The following is a 24,582-nucleotide window of genomic DNA, read 5'->3' on the forward strand; positions in this document are numbered from 1 at the left end:
TCACTGCTCCGTTCCCACCAGTTCCTGGAGCTCTTCGGCATCGAATTCTTGCTCGATGAGCCTGATCGACACGACCCGGGCAAATGAGGCAAGATCGGGATGAGCGAACAGATCCGAGACCGCGATTGACACGCCGATCTCCTGCGACACCCGGCTCAGCACCCGCACTGCGAGCAAGGAATGTCCGCCGAGCTCGAAGAAGTGATCGTTGCGTCCGACCTGATCGACGTCGAGCAGCTCCGCCCAGATCCCGGCCAGCGCCAGCTCGATCTCGTCCTCGGGTGCCTCGTAGGTGCGACTCGCCAACGCATCCTCGCCCGGCGCCGGCAGTGCACGCCGATCGATCTTACCGTTAGCGGTGAGCGGCAACTGCTCCAGCACCGTCACCGACGACGGCACCATGTAGTCAGGCAGAACGGCGGACAGTGCATCGCGCAAGGCGCGGCCGTCGAGCGACGGCCCGCCACTCGCATAGGCGAACAATTGGCGCCCGGTCCGGCCTTCGCCCGCCACAACGGCCGCCGCACGCACGCCACGCTGCTCGAGCAGACGCGCCTCGATCTCTCCGAGCTCGATACGGAAGCCGCGGATCTTCACCTGCTGGTCGGCGCGGCCGACATATTCAATCACGCCGTCGTTGCGCCAGCGCGCGAGATCGCCGGTGCGATAGAGGCGCGTGCCATCGTCGCTGAACGGATCGGGGACGAACCGCTCCGCGGTCAGTGCAGCCCGGTTCAGATAGCCGCGGGCCTGGCCAACACCACCGATGAACAGCTCGCCGGTGACGCCGGCGGGAACGATATTGAGGTCGGAATCGAGAATGTGCGCCGACCTCGCACCAACGGGCCGTCCGATCGGTGCGGGCTGGTGAGGTGTCAACGCGGCGGCGTCGACGATCCACGCCGTCGGCGCGATCACCGTCTCGGTCGGGCCGTAGGCGTTGACCAGAAGATCGATAATGAAAGCTTCTCGAAATGCCCTGACTCCGGTATCGAACCAGGCTTCGCCACCGACGATACAGGCCCTGATCGCCAGCCTGCGCCCGCCCTGCCGCAATGCCGCGCTCAATTGATCCGCATAGGCCGGCGGCAGAAAGATCGAGGTCACCGCGTTGCGGGTCATCTCGCTGACGAGATCGTCAATCAGGAGACCGGGCTTCGAAGGCAGGACGAGCGAACCGCCCGTCATCAGCGGTACCAGCCATCGCTCGTGGGCGATGTCGAAATTGATCGATGCCGTCTGGAACTCGCGGTCACGCGAGGTCATGCGGTACAGCCGGCCGATGGCTTCGCAATGCATCGCCAGCGGTCCGCGCGCAACCGCCACGCCTTTCGGCGCGCCGGTCGACCCGGACGTGTAGATGACATAGGCCAGGCTGTCCGGATGGATTTCGATGTCGAGGTTCCCGCCGTCCTCGCCGGCGCGCGGCGATGGCTCGTCGATGCAGAGCGCCTCGACCCCGGCTTCGCGCAGCACCGGTGCAAGCGGCTCGAGCAGCGCGCCTTGCGTCAGGACCAGCGCCGCGCCGCCGTCACGCAGCATGTAGGCAAGCCGCTCGGCCGGATAATCCGGATCGAGCGGCAGATAGGCGCCTCCGGCCTTCAGAACCGCGAGCAGCGCGATGATCATGTCCGGGCTTCGGCTCAAGGCAATGCCGACCAGCCGATCCGGACCGACGTTCCAGAGGCGAAGGCGTCGTGCGAGCGCGTTCGCACGCGCGTTCAACTCGCCATAGGAGATGCGCTGGTCGCCGCAGACGATGGCAATGGCAGACCGCGCCTGCGCGGCCTGCGCTTCGATATGCATCACGACGTCGGCGCAGGATGATGCGGAGGTCAGCCGCGCTGCGCCACTCCATTCGAGAGCTCGTCGCGCGTCCTGCTCGCCTGCCGCAGAGAGATCACCGAGCGCACGTTCCGCATTCGCCGCGATCCGGTCCAGCAGGCCGTGGAGAATGTCGCGAAGGCGCAGGATCGCCGCCTCGTCGAACCGGCACCGGTCATAGTTGAATTCAATGTTCAGCCGATCGCCTGCAGCGAACACCGCGACCGCCAGCGCATAGTTTGTCGGCGTCACATGCGCCACACGTCCCAGCCGCGGACCACCTTCCCCGCCTCGCAGCACCCCCTCGTCGATCGGATAGTTTTCGAACACCAGGATACTGTCGAACAGCGGCTGCCCGGCACGGCCGGCGAGGCGCTGAATGTCGTAGAGCGGCGTCCAACCGTGCTCGCGCAGCGCCAAATTCTGTTCCTGCAACTGGCGCAGCCAATCGCCCACGATAGCTTGCGGGCTGGTCGCATCGACGATGGGAAGCGTGTTGATGAAGAGGCCCACCATCTCCTCTGAACCGGGCAATTCGGCCGGACGACCCGAGATGGTCACGCCGAAAGAGACCGCGGACTGCCCCGAATGACGCCGCAGCAGCTGCGCCCATGCCCCTTGTATGAGCGTGTTGAGTGTTACCCGTTCATGCTTTGCAAAGGACTTCAATCGCTCGGTCAACGCTGCGTCCACCGCAAGCCCGACGCTGGCATGGCCTTCGGCGAGGGATGTTTTGGGGGGCGTCAGTGTGTTCGCGAGCAATGTGGGCGCCTCAAGCCCTGCCAGAGCCTCGCGCCAGAACCTCTCGGCGCTCTCGCGATCGCGGCCCTGCAACCATGCAATGTAGTCGCGATAGCCGCCCTGCACGGCCGGCAGCGGGCGGCCGCTCGCCTGCTGCAACACCTCGGCCACGAGCCGGGCCGAGCTCCAACCATCGACGAAGATGTGATGATGGGTCCAGATCAGCCAATGCCTGTCGTCGTCGAGACGGATCAGACGGATACGCTGAAGCGGCGGCTGCGAAATGTCGAAGCCCATCGCGCGCTCACGCCGGGACATCTCCGCCAGCGCGGCTTGCAGATCCGCAGGCGCGCTGTCGCGCCAATCCTCCTCGACGAACGGCACCGTCACTTGGCGATGCACCACCTGCTGCGCTGCGCCCGACAGGTTCTGCCAGACAAACCCGGTCCGCAGGGTCGCATGCCGGTCGCTGACCATCTGCCACGCGGCTTTCAGCTTGCCGGCATCGACGCCGAACAGCTCGAGCCCGACCTGATTCACATAGGCGTCGTTGGCACCGTCGCGCAGCGCATGAAACAGCATGCCCTGCTGCATCGGCGAGAGCGGATAGATGTCCTCGATGCCGCGCAGATCCAGGTTCGCAGCCAACCGGTCGAGGTCGGCTTGAGCGAGCCCAGACAGCGGGACATCCGATGGCGTGAGGCCGAACGCTCCATTGCAGCAGTGGGTGATCAGTTCGCGCAGTGCGTCTTTGTAATGTGCGGCGAGCCGCTCGACCGTCGCGTCCCGGTAGCGCTTGCGTCCGTATCCGAGAGATAGTTCCAATCGGCCGTCACGCACGAGGCCAGTGATGTTCAGCCAGCCGCGCATGGGTGCCGTGGCGCTACGCGAGGGACCTGCACTCTCCGCTGCGAAGGAGAAGCGCTGGTTGGTGCCTATGTTGGCGTCGAAGCGGCCTAGATAGTTGAAGACGATCTGCGGCTCCGCCAATTGAGCCAGAGCATGGCGCTGCTGCTCGGAGCCGAGATGGCGCAACACGCCATAGCCGATCCCGCGATTCGGAATCGCGCGAAGCGTCTCCTTGACCGCCTTGATCAGCGACGCCTCGTCGCCTGCATCTTTCAGCCGGACCGGGAAGGCCGTCGTGAACCAGCCGACGGTGCGGGACACATCCGCATCTGGGAAGATCTCCTCGCGGCCGTGGCCTTCGAGCTCCACGGTGATCTCGTCGTGCTGGCTCCAGCGCGACACCGCGCGCACGAGACCGGCGAGCAGGAGATCGTTGGCCTGGGTCCGATAGGCAGCCGGCGCCTGTTCGAGGAGCTGTGACGTCAGGTCGGCATCCAACACCAAGGACACCTCGCCGCCATCACCGACGCGATCGACATCGCCATGGTCGTCGTTGCATGGCAGGCGTGCGCCGGCGCCACGATCCAGCCAATACGGCAATTCGGCCGCGATCTCCGCCGTTCCCGCATAGGCATGCAGCCGCTCGCTCCACGAGGCAAAGGAGTCGCTCTTCGGCGGCAGCGCGACGGGACTGCCACGCTGCAGCTGGTCATAGGCCAACGCCAGGTCTTCCAGCAGGATACGCCAGGACACGCCATCGACGACGAGATGATGGATCGCAAGCAGCAAGCGTTGGCTACCGTCCGCCAGGTCCATGCCGACCGCGCGCAGCAGCGGTCCCGAAGACAGTGAGAGGCTTTCCTGCGCGGCACGGGCGAGCGCCGTGATGTCCGTCGCGCCGCCGACGCCCGCGTGAATCCATAACAGTTCGGATGACGCCGGTGCCGGGCCCTGCTCCGCCCGCCAGGCGCCATCCACCTGCTTGAACCGCAAACGCAGCGCATCGTGATGGTCCGAGATGGCCGCAAGCGCGCGCCGCAGCGTCTCCCAATCGACCTGCATACGGGGCAGCAGCAGAACCGCCTGGTTCCAGTGATCCCGGTTGGCAATGTCCTCGGCGAAGAAGCGCGTCTGAATCGGCATCAGATGGGGCATGCCAGATGCGGTGTCGCCGACTGACGCCTTCGCCGCCGGTCTCTCCTTCTTGGTCGTCCCCGCCGATATCACGGCGACCGTCGCCAACCCGGCAATCGTCTGCTGGCTGAAGATCTGCTTCGGAGTGAGCCGGATGCCGCGCTTGCGCAAGCGGGCGATGATCTGCAGGCTCAGAATCGAATCGCCGCCGAGTTCGAAGAAATTGTCATTACGGCCGACGCGCTCGCGAACGAGCACCTCGCACCAGACCGCCGCGATGGCAATTTCAATATCCCCCGCAGGCGCGGCATAGCCGGCCGACGCCCCCTCTTCGGCCGGTTCGGGCAAGGCGCGACGATCGACCTTTCCATTGGGCGTCAGCGGCAATTGCGCCAACATGACGATGTGTGACGGAACCATATAGTCCGGCACGATTGCAGCCAGCTGTTGCTTGATCGCATCGGCCTGTGGAGCGGCGCCGCTCTCAGCCACGCAATAGGCGATCAGCTCCTGGCGCTCACTTTCACCGATGGCGCGTGAAACGACCACCGCGTCACCGATTCCCTGCAGCGCCTTGATAACGCGCGCGACCTCGCCCAACTCGATGCGATAGCCGCGCAACTTGATCTGGTCATCAGAACGACCCAGGAATATCAGCCGGCCCTCGCGGTCGCAGCGGACACGATCCCCGGTTCGGTAGAGGCGCCCGCCCGCGGCGCCGAACGGATCCGGCACGAAGCGTTCCGCGGTCAGGCCCGCCGCGCCGCGATAGCCCCGCGCCAGCCCAGCGCCGCCGACATAGAGCTCGCCAACGACTCCGATCGGCACCTCGTTCAAGGCGTCATCGAGGACATGGACGCGCAGATTGGCAAGAGGCAGACCGATCGGAACCGAACCGTCCCCGCGGCCTGCCGCGCACTCATGCGTCACCGCACCGACGGTCGTTTCCGTGGGCCCGTAATGATTCAGGATCCGGCATTCCGGCCGCAAACGCCGGACGTCGTCCAGCAGCGCGCCATCGCACGCCTCGCCGCCCAGGACGAGCGCGTCGCGGGGGAGCAGATCGGCCGAGTGCGAGGCCTGAAGCAGCCCTCGCAGATGGCTCGGCACGATCTTGAGAATGTCGACCTCGCCCTCGCGCATCGCTTGCGCAAACGCATCCGCATCGAACACGGCCTCCGGTGACAGCAGATGCAACGTGCCGCCGGATGCGAGCGCACCGAACAGGACAGTGTGGCCGAGGTCGGCCGCCACCGTCGAAACCATCGCCATGCTCGCCGACGGGCGCGGCTTCAGGCGCTGCAACAAGGCTTGCACGTAATTGGCCAAGGCCCCGTGCGAGACGCTGACGCCCTTAGGCGCGCCGGTCGATCCGGAGGTATAGATGACGTAAGCGGTCTGCGCCGGGTGAATGATCGTGTCGGGCGGCAGGCTCGACACCTCGGCGCGCGCCGCTTCCGCCTCCGCGTCGAGCACCAGGCAGCCCAGCTCGCGCGCATCCGCCAATTTGTCGCCCGCCGCAAGCATGATGTCGATGCCACCGTCGGTCAGGATACGGCGGACGCGCTCCAACGGCCATTTCGGATCGAGCGGGACATAAGAGCCGCCCGCCTTCAGCACACCGAGCAAGGCGACGACAAAGGCCGGAGAGCGCTCGATCCACAGCGCAACCGGTGTCTCGCGTGCCACGCCCTTCGCGATGAGGGCGTGTGCGATACGATTTGACCGCTGCTCGAGCTCCGCAAAGGTCAGTTGCCCCCGGCCGCATCGAATGGCGATGGCGGTCTGTCGATCGACTGTCGCCGCGCGATGAAGGCTCACCACATCGGCGAAGCCGAACGCCGCAGCCTCACTCGGCACGGTCTGCCGGTGTCCGTCGTCGATGACGAAGTCCGATATCCGCCGCTCGGCGTTGTCGGCAATCTGGCGCAGCATCGAACCGAATTGCGTCGCCAATCGCGCGATAGTCGGACGCTCGAACAGATCGGTGGCGTAGTTGAACGTGACCTTCATGCCGACGCCATCGATGACGTCGAGGGCGACATCGAAATGCGAACCAGCGAGATCGACAATGTCGATGTCGGCAGTGAGCCCCCCGACGCCGGAGAAACCGCCCGGCGCCGTCATGTAGTTGAACTTCGCCTGGAACAGGGGATTTTGCCCACCGCTGCGTTCGGGCTTGAGGCCGTCGACCAGCATTTCGAACGGAAGATCCTGGTGCGTCAGCGCCTCGACCACCGACTCCCTGACCTGACGCAACAGGCTGGTGAAGCTCGCTTCGGCGGTCATCTCGGCCCGCAGCACCAGCGTGTTGACGAAACATCCGATCAGTCGTTCGAGCTGCGTATGCCGGCGCCCGGCGACCGGCACGCCGACACGCAAATCACTCTGCCCGGTGTAGCGCTGGAGCAGCGCGTAATATGCGCCGAGCAGCAGCATGAAGACGCTGACGCGCTGCTTGCCGGCGATCTCCCGGAGCCGGGACGCAAGCACGGCGTCGATGGCCAGACCGATCGTATCGCCGGCATGGCTCTGGATCGTCGGGCGCGGCCGATCATGCGGCAGCGCCAGCACCGGGTGAACATCGCCGAGCTTGGCGCGCCAATAGGCGAGCTGCCGATCGCCCTCGCCGCCCGCAAGCCAGCTTCGCTGCCAGGCCGCAAAATCAGCATATTGAATTGCCGGAACCGGCGGCACGCCTGCGCCTTGACCAGTACCGGCTCGATAGAGAGCGGCCAGCTCTTCGAGCAACACATCAAGCGACCTGCCATCGACGATGATGTGATGGGCCAGCAGCAGCAGTTCATACGCATCGTCCGCGAATTGAAGCAGCACGACGCGCAACAATGGCCCGTTCACGAGATCGAACGGCTTGCCGAGCTCTGATCGCCTGACCGTCTCCGCGCGCTCGGAGCGCTCCCGCACAGAATAGGCGCGGAGATCCTCGTGCCGAACGCCGATGCTCATGACATCGTGGACGAGCTGCGTCCCACGGCCGTCTCTGGCGATGAACGTGGTGCGCAATATCTCGTGACGACGGACGATCTCGCCGAAAGCACGCGAAAGCACTGCACGGTCGAGCCGTCCCTTCAGACCGATTGTGCTCGCAACGGTATAGGCTGTCCCAGCAGGATCCATGTTCCAGAGGAACCAGAGCCGCTCCTGTGCGTGCGACAGCATCGTGCGATCGGCCGCGACGGCCCATGGGATCGGCGGGAGCGCCCGGCCAGCGCCGGTGCCCGCCAAAACATCGATCCGGCCAGCGAAGGCCGCAAGCGCCGGCGCGTCGAAGAAGGTGCGCAGCTCCACTTCCACGTTCAGGCGGTCGCGGATCGCCGCGGCTACTTGGCCAGCCGCGATCGAGTTTCCGCCCAGCACAAAGAAATCGTCCTCGCGATGCACCGCCGCGACGCCAAGCGCCTCGCACCACATCGCAGCGACGGCGCGCTCGGTATCAGTCGCCGGCACCGTCAGGGATGCAGTGCCGCGGCGACGCCCTCTCTCGAACACCGCGAAGCTGTCGAGCGTGTTGTCGGCGAGACGCGTTGCGCAGGCCGACCGCTGCAGCTTGCCGCTCGTCGTCAGCGGCATCGCTTGCGGGTTCAGCAGAACGATCACGGCCGGATATTCCTGCGCCTGCCGGAGCACGGCTTCGCCGATCGCATGTGCGAGCGCTTCCGGATTGCTACGCTTGAGCACGGCGCGGCTGAACTCCGCCGCCACTCCGATGGCTTCACGCCCCTCGACCTCGATGGGAAAGGCGGCAACCCGTCCGCTGCGGACGGATTCGACCTCGGCTTCGACCGCCTGCTCAACATCCGTCGGATAGACGTTCTGCCCGCGAACGATCAGCAGGTCCTTGAGACGACCGGCCACCACGAGTGCGCCGTCGCGAAGGAAGCCGATGTCGCCGGTCCGCAGCCAACGCGCACCATCTCGCTCGACGAAGGCTTGATGCGTGGCCTCGACATTGTTCCAGTAGCCGAGCGCGACACTGGGACCAGTGACCCAGATCTCGCCCACCTCATTCGCCTCGGCCACCGCCGATTCGTCGACGCGCATGATGCGCACGGCGTGACCAGCGGCGGTTCGACCGCATGCCACGAGGTCCGTGCCTTCGCTGGCGCTCGCGATGCGGCCGGCGGCAAGTTCCGCGGTGTCGAGCGTGTAGCTGACGGTCTCGGCGGTGATGTCGCCGGCCGTGACCAGCAGCGTCGCCTCCGCAAGTCCATAGCAAGCCGTCAACGCCCGTCGATCGAACCCGGCCCGCGCAAACCGGTCGCCAAATTTCTCGAAGGTGGTGCGGCGGACGAACTCCGAGCCCGAGAACGCAAACCTCCACCGGCTGAGGTCGAGCCGACGGATGGTCTCTTCCGAGATGCGGTCGGTGCAGAGTGAGTACGCGAAGTCGGGGCCACCGCTCAACGTGCCGCCGTGACGGTCGATGGCCTCGAGCCAGCGCCGTGGCCGCTCCAGGAAGTTCCGTGGCGACATCAGGACGCCGGTAAAGCCCGTGAACAGCGGGTTCAGAAGTCCGCCGATCAGCCCCATGTCGTGATAGAGCGGCAGCCAGCTCACAAACACATCGTCCGGCGTTCCACTACAAACCGCTTCGATCGCACGCTCGTTGGCCGCTAGATTGCCATGGGAGACGCAAACGCCCTTCGGCTGCGAGGTCGAGCCGGATGTGTATTGGAGGAACGCGATCCCATCGGTGGCAGGCCTCGTCTCGCACCAGTCCGCGGCGAGATCGGGCGAAATCGTGTCCACCGCAACGATCTCCACGTCGGCGAGCTCGGGCAATGCCGCCTCGATGAGACCGCGCAGCCCCGTCTCCATCAGGATGAAGCGAGGCGCGGCATCCCGCAGGATACCGTTCAGTCGTCCTGCATAGCGCTCGGGACCGCCCTCAGGCGGATACGCCGGCACGGCGACTACGCCCGAATACAGGCAGGCATAGAATGCGACGGCATAGTTGATCCCGCTCGGAAGCAGAATCACCGCCCGTTCGCCCGCACCGCCCATCTGCTGAAACCATGCCGCAAGCGCCCTGATCCGAGCGTCCAGCGCGGCAAACGTCAGCTCATCGGCAACGTCGTCGCCCTCCAGGAATCGCAACGCCACCTTCTCCGGTCGCAAGGCGGCATGCTCTCGCAAGCGTTCGACGAGGTCGGATCTGTCCATGTTCTCAAATTCCTGTCCGGCCGCGCGCCGGGAATCCCCACGCCGAGTGCCGCCGATCACCCTTGCCGATGAGCTTCGGCCATAGCGACGATCACCTTGCGCGGCCCCTTGAACGGGGCACGCGCGTGCGCAGTGAGCATGTTGTCGAGCATCACGACGTCGCCGGCCTGCCAGGGAAAGCTGATCCTGTGCTTCTCGAGAACGGTCCGGACCGTTGACAGCGTCTCATCCTCGATCGTCGAACCGTCGCCATAGAAGACGTTGCGCGGCAGATCGGCTTCGTCCTCGACCACGTCGAGCAGACTCTCGCGCACCTCCGGCTCGAGATTGGAGACATGGAACAAATGCGCCTGGTTGAACCAGACCCAGTCACCGGTGACCGGGTGCTGCGCCGTGCCCTGACAGACCTGGCGCGTACGAAGCTCCCCATCTTCCTTCCACTCGCATTCGATGTCGTGGCGAGCGCAGTAAGCCTCCACCTCCGATCTGGAGTCGGTGCCGAACACCTGCTGCCAGTCGACGTCGAGCCCGTTGCCGTAGTTCCGCACATACATCACGCCCTTGTCGGCAAACCGCCCGCGAATGGCCGGCGGCATGTCGCGATAGATGGCGCGGCTGTCGGCGATCGGGGTCTCGCCGCCTTCCAGCGCCGGCTGCATGCAGTAGAACCAGATCTTCATCGGCCAATCGCGGGTATAGGCCTGCTCGTTGTGCAGCGGGATATGCTGGTGCGGCGGATATTCCGTGGACGTGTAGACGCCTGAGGTCACCTGCGAACGCGGCGTCGACCCGAACTCGTAGGTCAGCAGCGGATGACCGAAATCGGCCGCGAAGGCTCGAAACGCATCGGGACCATCGAGCGCGAAATCGCGAAACACGATGCCGCCGCTGTCGGTCAGGTACCGGTCGATCGTCGCGCGCAGCACGGGAAGGGCTTCGCCGAGCGGCTGCCCGGCCTCACCTGCCCTAAGCAGCATGGGAAGAGCCTTGCCCTCAATGAGTGGCTGGACGGAGAACGCGCTCATGATCCTCGCTCCGATGCGAAGCAATCGATTGCCCCGATTGCCGGGCCAGCGCCCAGCCGATCCGGTCGATCAGTTCGGCCTGCTCTGTGTGAATGAAGAAGTGATGCCCGGGCAGAATATCGAGCGTGAATGCCGCCGAGGTCTCCTGCCGCCAAGCCTCGAGTGCTTCGCGGCTGGTCTCGTCGTCCGCTCCGCCAAAAACGTGTACGGGGCACGGCAATGGACGCCGCGGCCGGTAGACATAGGCCCCGCACATCAGAAAGTCTGCGCGCAGCACCGGCAGCGCGGATCGCATCAACTCGGCATTCGACAGCGCCTCGTCGGGTGTGCCCTGAAGATCACGCAGCTCCTGCATCAGCGCCTGGTCGCTCAGGGGATGGCGCCACTTGCTGCCGTCCCGCACCGCCGGCGCTTCCGCACCCGAGGCGAAGAGAATGGCCGGCGCAGGCACTCCGCGATCGAGCAGGCCATGTGCGAGCTCGAACGCGATCACGGCACCGAGGCTGTGCCCGAACAATGCATAGGGCCCGTCGAGCTGCGCCGCGAGTTCACCAGCCAGCTGCGCCGCCAGCACGCGCGGATCGGTCGCCAGCGGCTCGTCCATGCGCGCACCGCGGCCGGGCCATTCCACCGGCCGAACGTCGATCCACGACTGCAGAAGCCTGCGCCACCGCGCATAGAACATGGCACTTCCGCCGGAATAGGGCAGACAAAGAAGCCGCATCGGACGACCGGACTTCGCTGACTACGTCGTCTGCTGAGGCGACGCGCCGTCCATGAACTTGCGCAAGCTGAGCGGGCGCATGTCGGTCCACACCTGCTCGATATGGTCGAGACATTCCTTCTTGCTGCCTGACTTGCCCACCGCCCTCCAGCCGGCCGGAATCTCCTTGAACATCGGCCAGATGGAGTATTGCTCTTCGTGATTGACGACGACGGTGAAGGTGACGTCGTCTCTGTCGAACACCATCATGGCGCGATCCCCTTTTCGGAAAGCGAAAGCAGAGACGTTTGACTAGGTGAGAAGCCGACGAGGGTCAAAGCAATATCGACGCGACTTTTTTTAAGACCTCAAAACTGGCGACGAGCGGATGCAATGCAACCTCCGCGTGGCGCGCCAACATGCGGCAATTTATCGAGATTTCAGAACACGTCGCAGATTGCTGCAATTCTAACTGTGCAGGGAGGAACTTTTCCGAGGCGGCGTGATCCCGCGCTTTTGTCGCCGGCAGCGTTTCATTGTGTTGTCATGAATGCGTTGAATCGGCCACGACGAAACAATGCCGCCGCGGATCCCGCGGCGGCATGAACTCCGGCTTCCAGGAAAGCTGCCTAAAAGTTGAAAGTGGTAGACACCAGATAGGTCCGAGGCGCGCCAAGCGTGATGACGCCGTTATACGCCGAGGCCCAGTAAGCTTTGTTTCCGACGTTTTCGATGTTGGCACGTACCACGATCGGCTTTCCGTTCCAGGGCGACGTAAAGGTATATCGCGCTCCAATATCGACGCGAGTCCATTCCGGCAAAGTGAGCGTGTTCGTAACGTTGACGTACTGCGAGCCCGTATAGATAACCCTACCCGTGAACGTGAGGCCTGGTACGAACGGTGTGTCCCATTCTGCGCCCATGTTGACGTTGACGACGGGGACGCCGACCGCCTTCTTTCCGTCGGTCAGCCCGCCTGGAGTTCTCTCCTGCACACCGTCGATCAGTGCGACGCCACCGAGAACGCGGATGTCGGGAGTGATCTCGCCGAAGACGTTGAGCTCTGTACCCCGGTTGCGCTGTCTACCATTGAGTTGTTGAGTCGCAGATACGCCGGAACCAACTCCGATGATGCTCGGCTGGCTTATATCGAACACGCTCAGCGTAGTTGTGAATCGACCAGCGTCGATCTTAATTCCTGCCTCGGCCTGCTTCGTCTGCGCCGGCGGGAAAACAGTCCCGACGTTCGCAAATGTACCCCCGACCACAGTCGGCGTCTGCAGTCCCTCAATGTAGTTTGCGTAAAGCGAGACGTTCTCAACCGGCTTAACGAGCAACGCATATGCCGGACTCCACACAGACGCATCTCGCTCCGGTCGGCTCAGACCGGGCGCGAGGAAATTCCTGACCTCCGACCCGGCCGTCTGGTGGCGAACGCCGACCGTAAACTGGACACGCTTATCCAAGAGTGAGATCGTATCCGAAATCCCGACGCTCTCAAGAGAAACATTCGTCCACTGGTTGGCCGCAATGTTGTTCAGCGTGGGTTGCGGAATATTTGTCGGCTCGGTGTAAAGGTTCCAGTAGATTAGATTGGCAGCAGGACTCGGGGTACGATTCCAGACCTGCTGGCGGTAGGTTCGGTCGTTGATCGAGTAATTGACATTTACGGCGTGGTTGAGGGGACCGGTGTCAATATTGGCGCGAACGCCAGTCTCCCCGGCGAACGTTTCGAATGTTTCTTTGCCACGTATTGGTTGAGAAGATATCCCCCCCAGCTGAAACACGCTTGGCGGCGCGCTCATGTTCGTCAGAATTGGCGACGGGTAAGTGTAATTGATATTGCTGTCGTGATAGCCAAATGCTGCATAGGCAGTCACCCAGTCAGCAAGGTCGACCTCACTGCGCGCGGTCGTGAAGAAATCGGTCGGTGCATAATAGGCCCAGGGAACTTGAAAATTGAGCCCGGCTTTTGGTGGCGGAGGAATGAGTGTGGTCGTGGTCGGAATCGTAAAGAAGCGCAACGGCGGCTTCAGATTATCGGCCTGATAGCCGATATCGACCGCCGCGCGCACGCGCTCTCCGCGATAATCGAGGCCCAGAACGACGTTTCCGAATTCGTCAGTCTGACGGTTCCACGGCGTGTTTCCGTTCGAGTAGGTACTGTTCAGTCGAACGCCCCACTCTTTATGCTCCCCGTAGCGGCGACTAACGTCCATATTCTGACCAAACTGCGATCGTGAGACATAGGTTGCCGTTAGCTGCGTAATGTCGAAGTCGGGCGCATGCTTGGTGATCAGATTGACGCTTCCACCAACTGCACCGCCGCTCGCAACGCCAGTGCCGCCGGCCGTCATGCCATTGAGCAATGCGCTCGGGCCCTTCAGCACTTCAACGCGCTCCACGAAATTTGCGCCCGAAGAATAGTATGGTGCGATTCCGTAGAGGCCGTTCAGCCCATAGTCGCCGCTGTCGTAGTAAAAGCCACGAATAAAGAGACTGTCCGCACCGCCACCGGCTGCCTGAACGACCCTGACCGAGGGATCATTCGCCAGGACATCACGGATCGTGCGCGCTTGCTGGTTCTGCATCAGCTCCGCCGTATAGCTCGTCTGGTTGAACGGCGTGTTCATCACGCCGCGATTGCCGAGCAGACCGAGGCTTCCGCCGGTTGCAACCTGGCCGCCTGCGTAGGCGGGCGGCACCGTGCCGACCGTTCCGGTCGAGGGCACCACATAGGGAACGGGTGCAGCCTGGCGCGGAGGCGCCGCGGCGACTGATCGCTGTCCACGCGAGGCGCGCGTCGACTGTGATCTCTGGACCGGCTGACGAACTCTTGGCTTGGGGGCATCCACGGTCACGGGCGGCAGATTGGATTGCGCAACCGCATGCTGAAGGTCACCCGAAGATTCCATCGACAGTGCGAGATAACTCACCGCGCCCAACGATAGTGTACGCACGATTTTCCTGGCCGAGAGTTCACGCAACATTCCTGCGCCCCAATTCCACTTGCAAGCACGTCCCCGTCGCTTCCTAACATACGACGGTGCTGCGAGAAGGAATTGGGACCTAGAAATTATCTAAGGTTGCACGACGAAACCGTCGTGATCGGAGAAGCGATTTCCTGCTTCGAACTTCACTGCAAATTTTCGAAAGCTTCTAGTTTCAAATCGTTCTAAGCGCCGATCCAACATGTGACATGCAGGCGATACGCTGTCACTCCGTCCGGAATTCTCTATTTAGCCAAGCAGGTTGCGTATGGTGCGCACGAATATTCTTGCACCAATTTCTATCAACTGATCCGGAAAGTCGTAGTTCGACTCATGCAGCCCGGGATGCTCTTTGCCGGCTCCCAGGAAAAACATCGCCGACTTCGAACGGGAGCCAAAACGTCCGAAGTCCTCGGAGCCACGCAGTGGAAGGCCCTCCGCCGAATGTCGCACCCCCTCTGCGTCCAGCGCGCTTCTAAGCTGGGCAACAGCATCGACGTCGTTTGCGCAATGATTGAAGACGTCGCGATAAGCGATTTCCGTGCTCAGCCCCTCACCGGCCGTCACGCGCCGAACCAAGTCTTCCGCCTCCAGGCGGAGCCGTTCCATCATCACGTCGGTGCATGTTCTCAGTGTCGCCCACAACTCGCCGAAGCCCGGCGCGATACCGAACGCAGGCTCCCCAAGTCTTGCGTGGGTGACCGTCAGCATTGAGAAGTCGTCGTCTAGCTCCGTCCCGCGCCCGAGCGCGGGTATCTCCAGCAGAAGCCTGGCGAGCGCGTCTTTCGGGGAGATACCGAGCGCCGGATTCGACGCGTGCGTCGTTCGTCCTGATAATCTGATCTGCATTCCTTGCGAGGCGCAATTCACCAAACCTTCGGCAAGAGAGACCTGTCCAAGACCGAGGCCTGGAAGGTTATGCAGCGCGAAGACAAAGTCGGGCCGCACCTGCTCAAACTTCGCGTCAGCCAGAACGGCGGCCGCACCGGACCCGTCCTCCTCGGCCGGCTGAAACAGGAGTGCTACGCGACCTCGGCTTGGACGTTGCTGGCTCAGATCTTGCGCTACGGCCGCCAGAATTGCCATATGACCATCATGACCGCAGAGATGGGCCTTTCCTGCTACCAGTGATCGATGCTTGAGTTCTGGTTTTTCCTGGATCGGCAGTGCATCCAGTTCGGCCCGAAGCATGATCGTCGGGCCAGACTCACGTCCATCATAGATTCCAAGCACGCCGTGACCACCGAGGCCCGAAACGATCCTGTCGGCACCCGCCGCCTGAAGACGGGCCCGCACGGCTTCCGCGGTTTTTGCCTCTTGCCCCGACAGTTCCGGCACGGCGTGAAGATGGCGTCGCCATGCCACCAATTCATTCAGATCGTTCTCGGTCAGGAACATTGGGCTTCTTTCTCACTCGTGACCGGCGGCGAAACGCCTGTTGTAGTCGCTGCACTGCTCTCGTCAATTCGATCGCGCGGAAGCCGAGCTCACTATCACGCCTCAGACCGTCTGCTCAAATTTGCAGTCGATAGATTTTTGTGCATCTCCCGGTGCACACATCGTGCACACGCCGCCCCTTAGCCGATTGAAAATATTGAGCTCTCGCTCCAATCCATCACGGGCGCCGTAGAGAGCTTTCCATCGTCGCGGTCTCGCCGCGGGCCTGCGGCCGACGCCTTCGTCAGCGCGGGACGACGGCCGTCGCCTCGATCTCGACACGCGAGGATGGCTCGACGAGACGCACGACCTGCACCAGCGCCATGCTGGGGTAATGGGTGCCAATGACCTCGCGATAGACTTTGCCGAGCGCTTTCAGGTTCGACACATATTCGTCCATGTCCACGACGTACCAGGTCAGGCGCACGAGATGGTCCGGCCGCGCGCCCCCCTCTGCCAGAATCGCGACGATGTTCTCGAGCGTCTGGCGGACCTGCGCAACGAAGCCGTCCGCAAATCGCCCGGCTGCGTCCCAACCGACCACACCACCCGTCACGATGAGTCGTCCTTCAGCCATGACGCCATTCGCATACCCCTTCGGCTGCGGCCAGCCGCTGGGCTGAAGCAGTTGCAGACCACGCGTCGCGGGGACTTCCGGCTTGCTGATCGTGCTCATGCGTAGTTCTCAATCCCTTCAGCGCGGCTTCAACAGCTCGCGGGCGACAATCAACTTCTGGACCTCGGTCGCACCCTCGTAGATGCGCAGCGCGCGGATTTCGCGGTAGAGACTTTCGACGACCTCTCCCTTGCGCACGCCGCGGCCGCCGAACATCTGGACGGCACGGTCGATGACGCGCTGCGCGGTCTCGGTGGCGGTCAGCTTCGCCATGGCGGCTTCGCGCGTCGTCGGAAGCTTCTGGACATCGCGGCGCCAGGCCGCGCGGTAGGTCAGCAGCGCCGCCGCGTCGGTGTCGGTCGCCATGTCGCCGAGCGCGGCCTGGGTCAGTTGAAGATCCCCCAGCGTCGCACCGAACATGTTTCGGCTGCGGGCATGCGACAATGCCTCGTCGAGCGCGCGACGGGCAAAGCCGAGGGCTGCGGCGGCGACCGATGCGCGGAAAATATCCAACGTCTGCATCGCGAGCTTGAACCCGCCCCCGGGCGCGCCGAGCCTACGGCTCGCGGGAATCCGGCAATTAGTAAAGCGCAACGTCGCCAGCGGGTGCGGCGCGATGACGTCGATGCGCTCGGCAATGCTAAAACCGGGATCATCCGGAAAGACGACGAAGGCCGAAATGCCGCGGGCGCCCGGCGCCTCGCCCGTTCGCGCAAACAGCGTATAGACGTCGGCAATGCCGCCGTTCGAGATCCAGGTCTTCTCGCCGTCGATGACGTAGTTGTCGCCGTCGACCCGCGCCGTGCAGGACATCGCCGCGACGTCCGACCCCGCCTCCTTCTCGGAGAGCGCGAAGGCCGCGAGCCATTCGCCGGAACGCACCTTCGGCAGCACGGCCTTGCGCAACTCCGCCGAGCCACCCAGTGCAATCGCTCCGGAGCCAAGCCCCTGCATGGCGAAAGCAAAATCGGCGAGGCCATCGGCATAGGCCAGCGACTCGCGCGACAGGCAGATCGAGCGGGAATCGATCGACGTCGCATCGCCATCGGGCGCCGCGACCGCGCAATCGAGCAACCCCGCCGCGCCCATCGCGCGCACAAGCTTGCGACAGGCACCATCCACATCATTGTGATCGATCTTGTCGAGGGCTCCCGACTGCACGAAGCGATCGAGCGCCTCGCCGATCGCAAGATGGCGGGGCTCGAAGAACGGCCAGTCCAGCCATTCGCGCCGGATCATCTTTACCACGGAGTTCATCCGATCCCTCCTTCGCTCACTGCGCGGCCACGGCAGCGGCACGCGCCAGATTGGCTTCGTATTGTCCCTTGGCGGACAGATACTGCTTCGGCCAGTTGACCGCTGTGATGCCGATGCGCGCGGCTTCGTGCAGCGTCCAGGCCGGGTCGGCGAGATGCGGCCGCGCAATCGCGCAGAGATCCGCGCGGCCAGCCGCGAGAATCGAGTTGGCGTGATCGGCCTCGGAGATCGCACCGACTGCTATCGTCTCGATGCCGACTTCGTTGCGGATCAGATCGGCGAATGGCGTCTGGAACAGGCGGCCGTAGATCGGCCGTTCCTCCTTCCAGACCTGTCCCGAGGAGCAATCGATCACGTCTGCTCCCGCCTCCTTGAACATCGCAGCGAAGATCGCGGCGTCGGCCGGCGTGTTGCCGCCTTCGGTCCAATCATGGCAGGACAGCCGCACCGACATCGGCCGATCGGATGGCCACGTTGCGCGCATCGCCCTGAAGACCTCCAGCGGAAAGCGCGCACGATTTTCGTGGTTGCCGCCATATTCGTCAGTCCGCCGGTTGGTCAGCGGCGAGAGGAAGCTCGACAGCAAATAGCCATGGGCGCAATGAAGCTCGAGCCAATCGACACCGGCGTCGGCAGCACGGCGCGTTGCGGCGACGAAATCGTCGCGGACGCGGTCCATGTCGCTGCGGTTCATCTCCCGCGGCAACTGGCTGTGCGGCAGATAGGGCAGCGCGGAAGCCGAGATCAGCGGCCAATTGCCTGAAGCCAGCGGTTGGTCAATCCCCTCCCAGGCGAGCCGGGTCGATCCCTTCCGCCCGGCATGGCCGAGCTGGATGCCGACCTTGGCATGTCCGAGGCTATGGACCAGATCGACCAGCCGGCGCCATTGTGCCGCTTGCTCATCATTCCAGAGCCCGAGACAGCCCGGCGTAATCCTGGCATCCGGTGAGACGCAGGTCATCTCGGCAAAGATCAACGCGGCGCCGCCCATGGCGCGCGCTCCGAGGTGGGCGATGTGGAAGTCGTTGATCAGCCCGTCCTTCGCCGAATACATCGCCATCGGCGAGACCATGATGCGGTTCGCCAGCGTGAGGCCGCGCACGCGGTGCGGCGTCAGCATCGGCGGCGGTACCCGTTCGCCGTCCTCGACGGCGATGCCCGAGCGCGCGGCAAACCATCGCTCGAATCCTTCCAACCAGGCACGGTCGCGCAGGCGCAGGTTTTCATGGCTGATGCGCTGGGAACGCGTCAGCATCGAATAGAAGAATTGCGGCGGTTCGAGCGTATCAGCATAGCGCCGGCCGACCACCTCGAACCATTCCATCGCATTGCGCGCGGCGTTCTGGATGCGCGCCACGTCGACGCGGCGTACTTCCTCGTAGGCCTCCAGCACGGTCTGGATGCGGTCGCGCCCGTGACCATGGCGATCGAACTGGTTGGCGAGCTCGATGGCGTCGTCGAGCGCGAGCTTGGTGCCCGACCCGATGGCGAAATGCGCGGTGTGCGCGGCGTCCCCCATCAGCACGACATGGGAGCGGCCGTTGAACACGCTCCATTTGCCGCAGATCAGGCGGCTGAAATTGAGCCAGGCCGAGCCGCGCAGATGGCGGGCGTTGGTCAAGAGCTTCGCACCGTCGAGCGTCTCGGCGAAGATCTTCTCGCAGAAGTCGATCGACCCCTGCTGATCGAGCTCGCCCAGCCCGTGAGCATTGTAGGTCTCTTCCGTGGTCTCGACGATGAAGGTCGAGGTCTCCGCGTCGAACTTGTAAATGTGTGCCTGGAACCAGCCGTGCTCGGTCCTCTGGAAATCGAACGTGAAGGCGTCGAACGCCTTCTTGGTGCCGAGCCAGATGTAGCGGTTCGGCCGGATCACCATGTCCGGCTGGAACTGTTCGGCATAGCGGGCGCGAATCCTGGAATTCACACCGTCGGTGGCCACGATCAGGTCGGCGTCGGGGAATTCAAGATCGGACTCCACCTCACGCTCGAAGGCGAGCTCGACACCCAGAGCCTCGCAGCGCCTCTGGAGAATGTTGAGCAGATGCTTGCGACCAATGCCGATGAAGCCGTGGCCGGTCGTGCGCTGCCGCGTCCCCTTGAAGACCAGCTCGATGTCGTCCCAGTGATTGAAGGCGTCCTCGATCTCGGCCGCGCTTTCGGGGTCGGCAAGACGCATCGCAGACATCATGGCATCGGAGAATACCACCCCCCAGCCAAACGTATCGTAGGGCTTGTTGCGCTCGACGACCGTGACGACATGTTCCGGATGTCGACGCTTCATCAGGAGGCCCAGATAGAGGCCGGCCGGCCCGCCGCCGATACAGACTATGCGCATGATCCCTCGCTTTCGCGCGTTGCGCCGAGCTCTCACCCAATTATTTTAAGTATAAAATATTTCCTCGACGCGTGCCTTGTCAAGGCGGTTCTGCAAAGGCCCTGGAGGGCACGCCCCTCGCCGCGGCGTCGATCTGAATTTTAGTGTAAATCGGATGCACGGCGGCGCCGATTCCGGATCCCCCGGACCCAGCCTTGAATTTACTTTTGGCACGAACTATCTTGCCAATGTCCACGAGAGCTGCGCCAGCTTTCGTAAGCCACGAAGCCCGGGAGATTCGATTGGCACTCGCGAAGGAGTCCACCCCTGTTTCGGCCAGGAACGAGACGGATCAGGAGGCTGAGTACAGGGCTCAAACACGCCTTTGGCTCCGACTGCTCGCCTGCACGTCCCTCATCGAAAGCGAGTTGCGGCGCCGGTTTCGCGAAGAGTTCGACTTCACGATGCCCCGCTTCGACGTTCTCGCGCAGCTCGACCGCGAACCAAGCGGACTTGTGCTGGGAGAGCTGCCCAAGCGCCTGATGGTCTCGGCCGGGAACCTCACGCCAATCGTCGACCGCCTGGTCGCAGATGGATACATCACCCGCACGGCGTCGAACCTCGACCGGCGGGTGCAGATCGTCTGTATGACGGTCGAAGGCCGCAAGATCTTCAGGCGAATGGCCAAGAGCCACGGCGCGTGGCTTGCCGAGCTCCTGGCGGATTTCCCGGCAGATCGGTTCGATGGATTGATCGGCGAGCTCGACGAACTCAAGGCCGCCGTCAGGGACGCCTTGCAAAAACCTTGAGCGGATACGACGTCAGCGTCGTACCTTCACTCCGGCCGCTTCGCGATCCCATGTATCCGTCGTGACACCCGCATCGCGCAGCACGCCCTTCTTGATCTTGCCGTTCTCCGTCAGCGGCATCTGACCGAGGATTCGCACATAACGCGGAATAGCGAAATAGGCGATCCGTCCTTCGCAATGCCTGACGATGTCGACGGGCTGTAGCAAGTGGCCCGGTTCCAGCAGAATCGCAGCAGCAACTTCATCCTCACCCAACTCCGACGGCAGCGGGTAGACCGCGCAGGCAGCGACCGCGGGGTGCGCCTGGATCGCCTGCTCGACCTCCCACGAGGACACGTTCTCGCCGCGCCTGCGGATGGAATCCTTCATGCGATCGATGAAGCGATAATGCCCGTCGGAATCGCGAACGACCCGATCGCCTGAGTGGAACCACAGATTTCGCCAGGCCTCCACGGTCTTCTCCGGCATGCCGAAATAGCCGGACGCGAACGCAAAGGGTTCTCTCGCGCGAAGCACGAGCTCGCCGGCCTCTCCATCAGGCAGCGCGGAATCATTCTCGTCGACGATCCGCGCCTCAATGCCATCGGCCAGGTACCCCATCGTCCCCGCCCGATCCGACGGAATCGTGCCGGCGAACACGAAATTCGTCTCCGTCGACCCGTAGCCGTCGACCAGCGGTACGCCGAAGCGCTCGCGGAACGGGCCGTGGATTTGCGGCGGCACGCCGCCGCCAAGAGCGACACGAAGACGATGCATTGACTCGTCTGCGCTCTTCGGCTGTGCCAGGAGCATCGACGCCATCGCACCGAGCAGATAGCTGACCGTCGCATTGTGCTGTCGCGCGGCAGCCCAAAAGCCGGAAGCCGAGAACTTCGGCTCGAGCACGTACGTGCATCCGTTCAGCAGCGCCTGATAGAACGCATTCAGCGCGTTGGTGTGAAACAGCGGCAGCGTGGTGAACAGCACATCGCCCTCGCGGATTCCGAGCGCGCGCGCCGAATAGACGCCCCACCAGAACAGCTGCGCCTGCGGACAGCACACACCCTTCGCAGGCCCCGTGGTGCCCGACGTATAGAGGATCGCAACGGTGTCACCGGGACGCACGGCGCCGGCCGGGGCTGCGGCGCCAAGAGGCGGCAGCGGGACCGCGGAAAGCCTGGCACCGATTGCGTCGGCGGCAGCTCCGATGATCCAGGTCCGAGGCGGCAGCTCGACATCCGCCTCGACACTCTCGACCGCGCTGGCGAACTGAGCCTCGATGACGAGCAGCGCGGGACGCGAGTTGCGGAAAATGTGGGACAGCTGGAAGCCGCGCAAGGCGGTATTGATCGGGACCGCAATCGCCCCCAGCCACGCACAGCCGAGATAGACCTGCAAGAACTCCGGACGGTTCGAGCACATCAGCGCGACCCGGTCGCCCGGCTTGATCCCGGCATCGACCAGCGTCTGGGCCGACGCAGCCGCAATCGTCGCAGCCTGCGTAAAGCTCCAACGCGCCTCTCCGGCAACGAGCAGAAGGCGATCGCCGTAACGCTCCGCCTGGCGCGTGAGCATCGTCGAGAGGATGCGCTCAGACGGCGGAAACGACGCCATCGCGCGCGCCCAGGCAGGCGTCACATCCTCACCGCCGACCACCTCGGTGATGTTCGCCAGCGCATCTTTCTCCATTGCGACCATGCTCGCACCTCAAGGCAACAGCTTGTACTTGCCGTCCTCGATCTGAACCATGATGCGCGAGCGATCGTCGACTCCATGCCGGTCCGCCGGCGTGTAGGTGTAGACGCCCTGCGTCCCGACGACCTCCCTGGTAGTGAACAGTGCCTGGCGAATCGCGGTACGGAACTCAGGTGAGCCTGGTTTGGCACCGGTTGCCAGCGCACGCTTGGCGGCGTCGGCGAAGATCAGCCAGCCGTCGAAGGAATAGGACGAGAATGAATCCGTCGGCGCCTCGCCATTGGCCTTTTCGAAGGCCGCGCGGAAATCCAGGGCGACCTTCTGGATCGGATTGCTGGCCGGAAGCTGCTCCGCCGCGGTCACAGGTCCCGTCGGGCACATGATGCCATTGGCGGCTTTGCCGGCCAGACGAAGGAAATCGGCGCTGATCAGCCCGTGATTGCCGTAGAGCGGTCCCTTATATCCCCGCTCGGACAGAGCGATGACCGGCAGCGCGCCTGGCGTGCCGGTGCCGCCGAGCATGATGGCGTCGGGACGCGCGGCGAGTGCGCGCAGCACCTGAGCCGTCACCGACGAGTCCGACCGGGCATAGCGTTCGTTGGCGACGACCTTGATGCCGGCGGCCTTCGCACTCTGCTCGAGCGAATTGTACATGAGATCTCCGAACGCATCGGAGAAACCGATGAAGGCGACGGTCGTCAGGCCCTTCGCCTTCATATGGTCGACGATTCCTTGCACCAGAAGCGGCGTGGGCTGCGGCGTCTGCACGACCCAGGGACCGCCGTCGCCTGACGCCACCGGTGCGATCGGCGACACCGCGATCATCGGAATCTTCATTTCGATGGCCGCGGTCGCCATCGCGAGCGTCTGGGGAGCGCCGGACGTGCCGATCAGGATATCGACCTTCTCCTGCTCCACCAGCTTGCGCGCATTGCGTGCCGACGCGGTCGGATCGGAGCCGTCGTCGAGCTGGATGACCCGCAGCTTTTCGCCGCCGATTTCGCCGATATAGGCCTGACCTGCCGCGATCCCCTTCGCGTTGGGAATACCGATCGATGACACCGGCCCACTGAGGCCGGTAACGAATCCGACGAGGATCTCGGCTCGCGCGAATTGCGGAACGGCAAGCAGCAATGCAGTGGAAGCCACCAGGCTCTTGATCAAGTTCATGGCACCTGTCTTTCGGGAGAATTTCTTGGTCTGATTGGCGAGCGCCATTGATTGGGGCTCAAGTGGACGACACCAGAGCGATGACTCGAAGCGGGCTGCCGGAACCGTTCTGGATCTTTAGTGGCGAGGCCACGATGACGGCGCCGGTGGCCGGAAGCTGATCCAGGTTACACAGGCATTGCAGGCCGTAGCGGCCCGCGCCGTGCAGGAAGTGATGCGCCGGATAAGGCGGCTCGAAGTGTCCGGCCTGCCCCGCATCCGTGCCGATGGTTTCGGTGCCGAAACCGATGACACCGCGCTCCTCCACCAGCCACTTCATCACCGCCGGGTTCGGGCCCGGCGTATGCGCGCCGTCGTCCCTGAGATTGGAGTAGTCACGCCAGCCCTTCTTCGACCAGTCGGTCCTGAGCAGGACCCAATTCCGCTCGGGGATCCGGCCGTGCCTGGCTTCCCAAGCTTCGACAATCGGGACGGTCAGCAGGAAATCGGGATCCTGCGCCGCCTGCGCCGAGCAGTCGATGACACAGGCCGGTGCGATCATGTCCTTGGCCGGCATCGTGTCGACGGCATTGTTCGGCAGGTTCTTGCCGGTGAACCAGTGAATCGGCGCGTCGAAATGCGTGCCGGTGTGTTCGCCAAACGTAACGTTGTTCCAGTACCAGGCCGGGCCGCGACCATCGTATCGCGATATCTCCTGGATGCGGACAGGCGCGGCCTGACCGAATTCCGGCGGCAGGACGATGACCGGAAAGTCCGGACTGAGTGTGAAGGTCAGATCGACGACGCGCACCGCGCCGGAAGAAATCGCACTCGCCAGCTCCAGGAGATTGCTTTGCATCGTCAAGTCCTCCAGCT

13 protein-coding genes are annotated in these 24,582 nt (G+C 63.7%); 1 reads left to right on the plus strand and 12 read right to left on the minus strand.

The features are described 5' to 3' along the window. The 9 genes from I6F36_RS09945 to I6F36_RS09985 all read right to left on the minus strand — a co-directional run bounded on the left by I6F36_RS09945 (position 1) and on the right by I6F36_RS09985 (position 20,095). The gene (locus I6F36_RS09945) at positions 1 to 9,732 is read right to left on the minus strand and encodes a non-ribosomal peptide synthetase (protein ID WP_225171354.1); all 9,732 of its coding nucleotides are present in this window, start codon (positions 9,730 to 9,732) and stop codon (positions 1 to 3) included. Between the two features lie 56 nt (positions 9,733 to 9,788). Then, positions 9,789 to 10,757, minus strand: coding sequence for a TauD/TfdA family dioxygenase (locus I6F36_RS09950; protein WP_225125890.1), 969 nt, complete (start codon positions 10,755 to 10,757; stop codon positions 9,789 to 9,791). Continuing rightward, entirely contained in the window at positions 10,726 to 11,481 is a 756-nt protein-coding gene (locus I6F36_RS09955) for a thioesterase II family protein (RefSeq protein ID WP_225125891.1), read from the minus strand. Before I6F36_RS09955 ends, I6F36_RS09950 begins: the two co-directional genes overlap by 32 nt. Positions 11,482 to 11,502: 21 nt before the next feature. Continuing rightward, on the minus strand, positions 11,503 to 11,730 hold the full coding sequence (locus tag I6F36_RS09960) for an MbtH family protein (RefSeq protein ID WP_225171355.1): 228 nt from the start codon (positions 11,728 to 11,730) through the stop codon (positions 11,503 to 11,505). 359 nt (positions 11,731 to 12,089) lie between these two features. Beyond that, positions 12,090 to 14,450 (minus strand): TonB-dependent siderophore receptor, encoded by a 2,361-nt coding sequence (locus I6F36_RS09965; RefSeq protein ID WP_225125893.1) that lies wholly within the window; start codon positions 14,448 to 14,450, stop codon positions 12,090 to 12,092. Positions 14,451 to 14,699: 249 nt separating this feature from the next. Continuing rightward, a complete protein-coding gene (locus I6F36_RS09970; RefSeq protein WP_225125894.1) occupies positions 14,700 to 15,848 on the minus strand; it encodes an amidohydrolase in 1,149 nt (382 codons plus the stop codon). Between the two features lie 283 nt (positions 15,849 to 16,131). Next, on the minus strand, positions 16,132 to 16,563 hold the full coding sequence (locus I6F36_RS09975) for a RidA family protein (RefSeq protein WP_057029852.1): 432 nt from the start codon (positions 16,561 to 16,563) through the stop codon (positions 16,132 to 16,134). An 18-nt stretch (positions 16,564 to 16,581) separates the two neighbouring features. After that, positions 16,582 to 17,760 carry an acyl-CoA dehydrogenase family protein gene (locus I6F36_RS09980; protein WP_225171356.1) on the minus strand — a complete coding sequence of 393 codons (1,179 nt, stop codon included), beginning with the start codon at positions 17,758 to 17,760 and terminating at the stop codon, positions 16,582 to 16,584. A gap of 16 nt (positions 17,761 to 17,776) precedes the next feature. After that, positions 17,777 to 20,095 (minus strand): bifunctional salicylyl-CoA 5-hydroxylase/oxidoreductase, encoded by a 2,319-nt coding sequence (locus I6F36_RS09985; protein WP_225171357.1) that lies wholly within the window; start codon positions 20,093 to 20,095, stop codon positions 17,777 to 17,779. Positions 20,096 to 20,376: 281 nt separating this feature from the next. Between I6F36_RS09985 and I6F36_RS09990 the strand changes: the two genes are divergently transcribed. Beyond that, the gene (locus I6F36_RS09990; protein ID WP_036034548.1) at positions 20,377 to 20,883 is read left to right on the plus strand and encodes a MarR family winged helix-turn-helix transcriptional regulator; all 507 of its coding nucleotides are present in this window, start codon (positions 20,377 to 20,379) and stop codon (positions 20,881 to 20,883) included. Between the two features lie 12 nt (positions 20,884 to 20,895). On the opposite strand, the gene I6F36_RS09995 is transcribed toward I6F36_RS09990, so the two are convergent. Genes I6F36_RS09995 through I6F36_RS10005 form a run of 3 tightly spaced genes read right to left on the minus strand, consistent with a single transcriptional unit; the run spans position 20,896 to position 24,565 of the window. Further along, positions 20,896 to 22,560 carry an ATP-dependent acyl-CoA ligase gene (locus I6F36_RS09995; RefSeq protein ID WP_225125896.1) on the minus strand — a complete coding sequence of 555 codons (1,665 nt, stop codon included), beginning with the start codon at positions 22,558 to 22,560 and terminating at the stop codon, positions 20,896 to 20,898. 9 nt (positions 22,561 to 22,569) lie between these two features. After that, positions 22,570 to 23,727: an ABC transporter substrate-binding protein gene (locus I6F36_RS10000; protein ID WP_225125898.1), complete on the minus strand. Its 1,158-nt coding sequence runs from the start codon at positions 23,725 to 23,727 to the stop codon at positions 22,570 to 22,572. A 58-nt stretch (positions 23,728 to 23,785) separates the two neighbouring features. Beyond that, entirely contained in the window at positions 23,786 to 24,565 is a 780-nt protein-coding gene (locus I6F36_RS10005; RefSeq protein ID WP_036013430.1) for a cyclase family protein, read from the minus strand. Between the last annotated feature and the right edge of the window lie 17 nt (positions 24,566 to 24,582).

The sequence above is a fragment of the Bradyrhizobium sp. BRP19 genome, assembly GCF_020194195.1.
GTDB lineage: Bacteria > Pseudomonadota > Alphaproteobacteria > Rhizobiales > Xanthobacteraceae > Bradyrhizobium > Bradyrhizobium yuanmingense.

What these genes read in the sequence shown, in the direction of transcription:
- I6F36_RS09945 (WP_225171354.1), bottom strand. Translation starts at nt 9,732, where the DNA reads ATGGACAGATCCGACCTCGTCGAACGCTTGCGAGAGCATGCCGCCTTG.
- I6F36_RS09950 (WP_225125890.1), bottom strand. Translation starts at nt 10,757, where the DNA reads ATGAGCGCGTTCTCCGTCCAGCCACTCATTGAGGGCAAGGCTCTTCCC.
- I6F36_RS09955 (WP_225125891.1), bottom strand. Translation starts at nt 11,481, where the DNA reads ATGCGGCTTCTTTGTCTGCCCTATTCCGGCGGAAGTGCCATGTTCTAT.
- I6F36_RS09960 (WP_225171355.1), bottom strand. Translation starts at nt 11,730, where the DNA reads ATGATGGTGTTCGACAGAGACGACGTCACCTTCACCGTCGTCGTCAAT.
- I6F36_RS09965 (WP_225125893.1), bottom strand. Translation starts at nt 14,450, where the DNA reads ATGTTGCGTGAACTCTCGGCCAGGAAAATCGTGCGTACACTATCGTTG.
- I6F36_RS09970 (WP_225125894.1), bottom strand. Translation starts at nt 15,848, where the DNA reads ATGTTCCTGACCGAGAACGATCTGAATGAATTGGTGGCATGGCGACGC.
- I6F36_RS09975 (WP_057029852.1), bottom strand. Translation starts at nt 16,563, where the DNA reads ATGAGCACGATCAGCAAGCCGGAAGTCCCCGCGACGCGTGGTCTGCAA.
- I6F36_RS09980 (WP_225171356.1), bottom strand. Translation starts at nt 17,760, where the DNA reads ATGAACTCCGTGGTAAAGATGATCCGGCGCGAATGGCTGGACTGGCCG.
- I6F36_RS09985 (WP_225171357.1), bottom strand. Translation starts at nt 20,095, where the DNA reads ATGCGCATAGTCTGTATCGGCGGCGGGCCGGCCGGCCTCTATCTGGGC.
- I6F36_RS09995 (WP_225125896.1), bottom strand. Translation starts at nt 22,560, where the DNA reads ATGGTCGCAATGGAGAAAGATGCGCTGGCGAACATCACCGAGGTGGTC.
- I6F36_RS10000 (WP_225125898.1), bottom strand. Translation starts at nt 23,727, where the DNA reads ATGAACTTGATCAAGAGCCTGGTGGCTTCCACTGCATTGCTGCTTGCC.
- I6F36_RS10005 (WP_036013430.1), bottom strand. Translation starts at nt 24,565, where the DNA reads ATGCAAAGCAATCTCCTGGAGCTGGCGAGTGCGATTTCTTCCGGCGCG.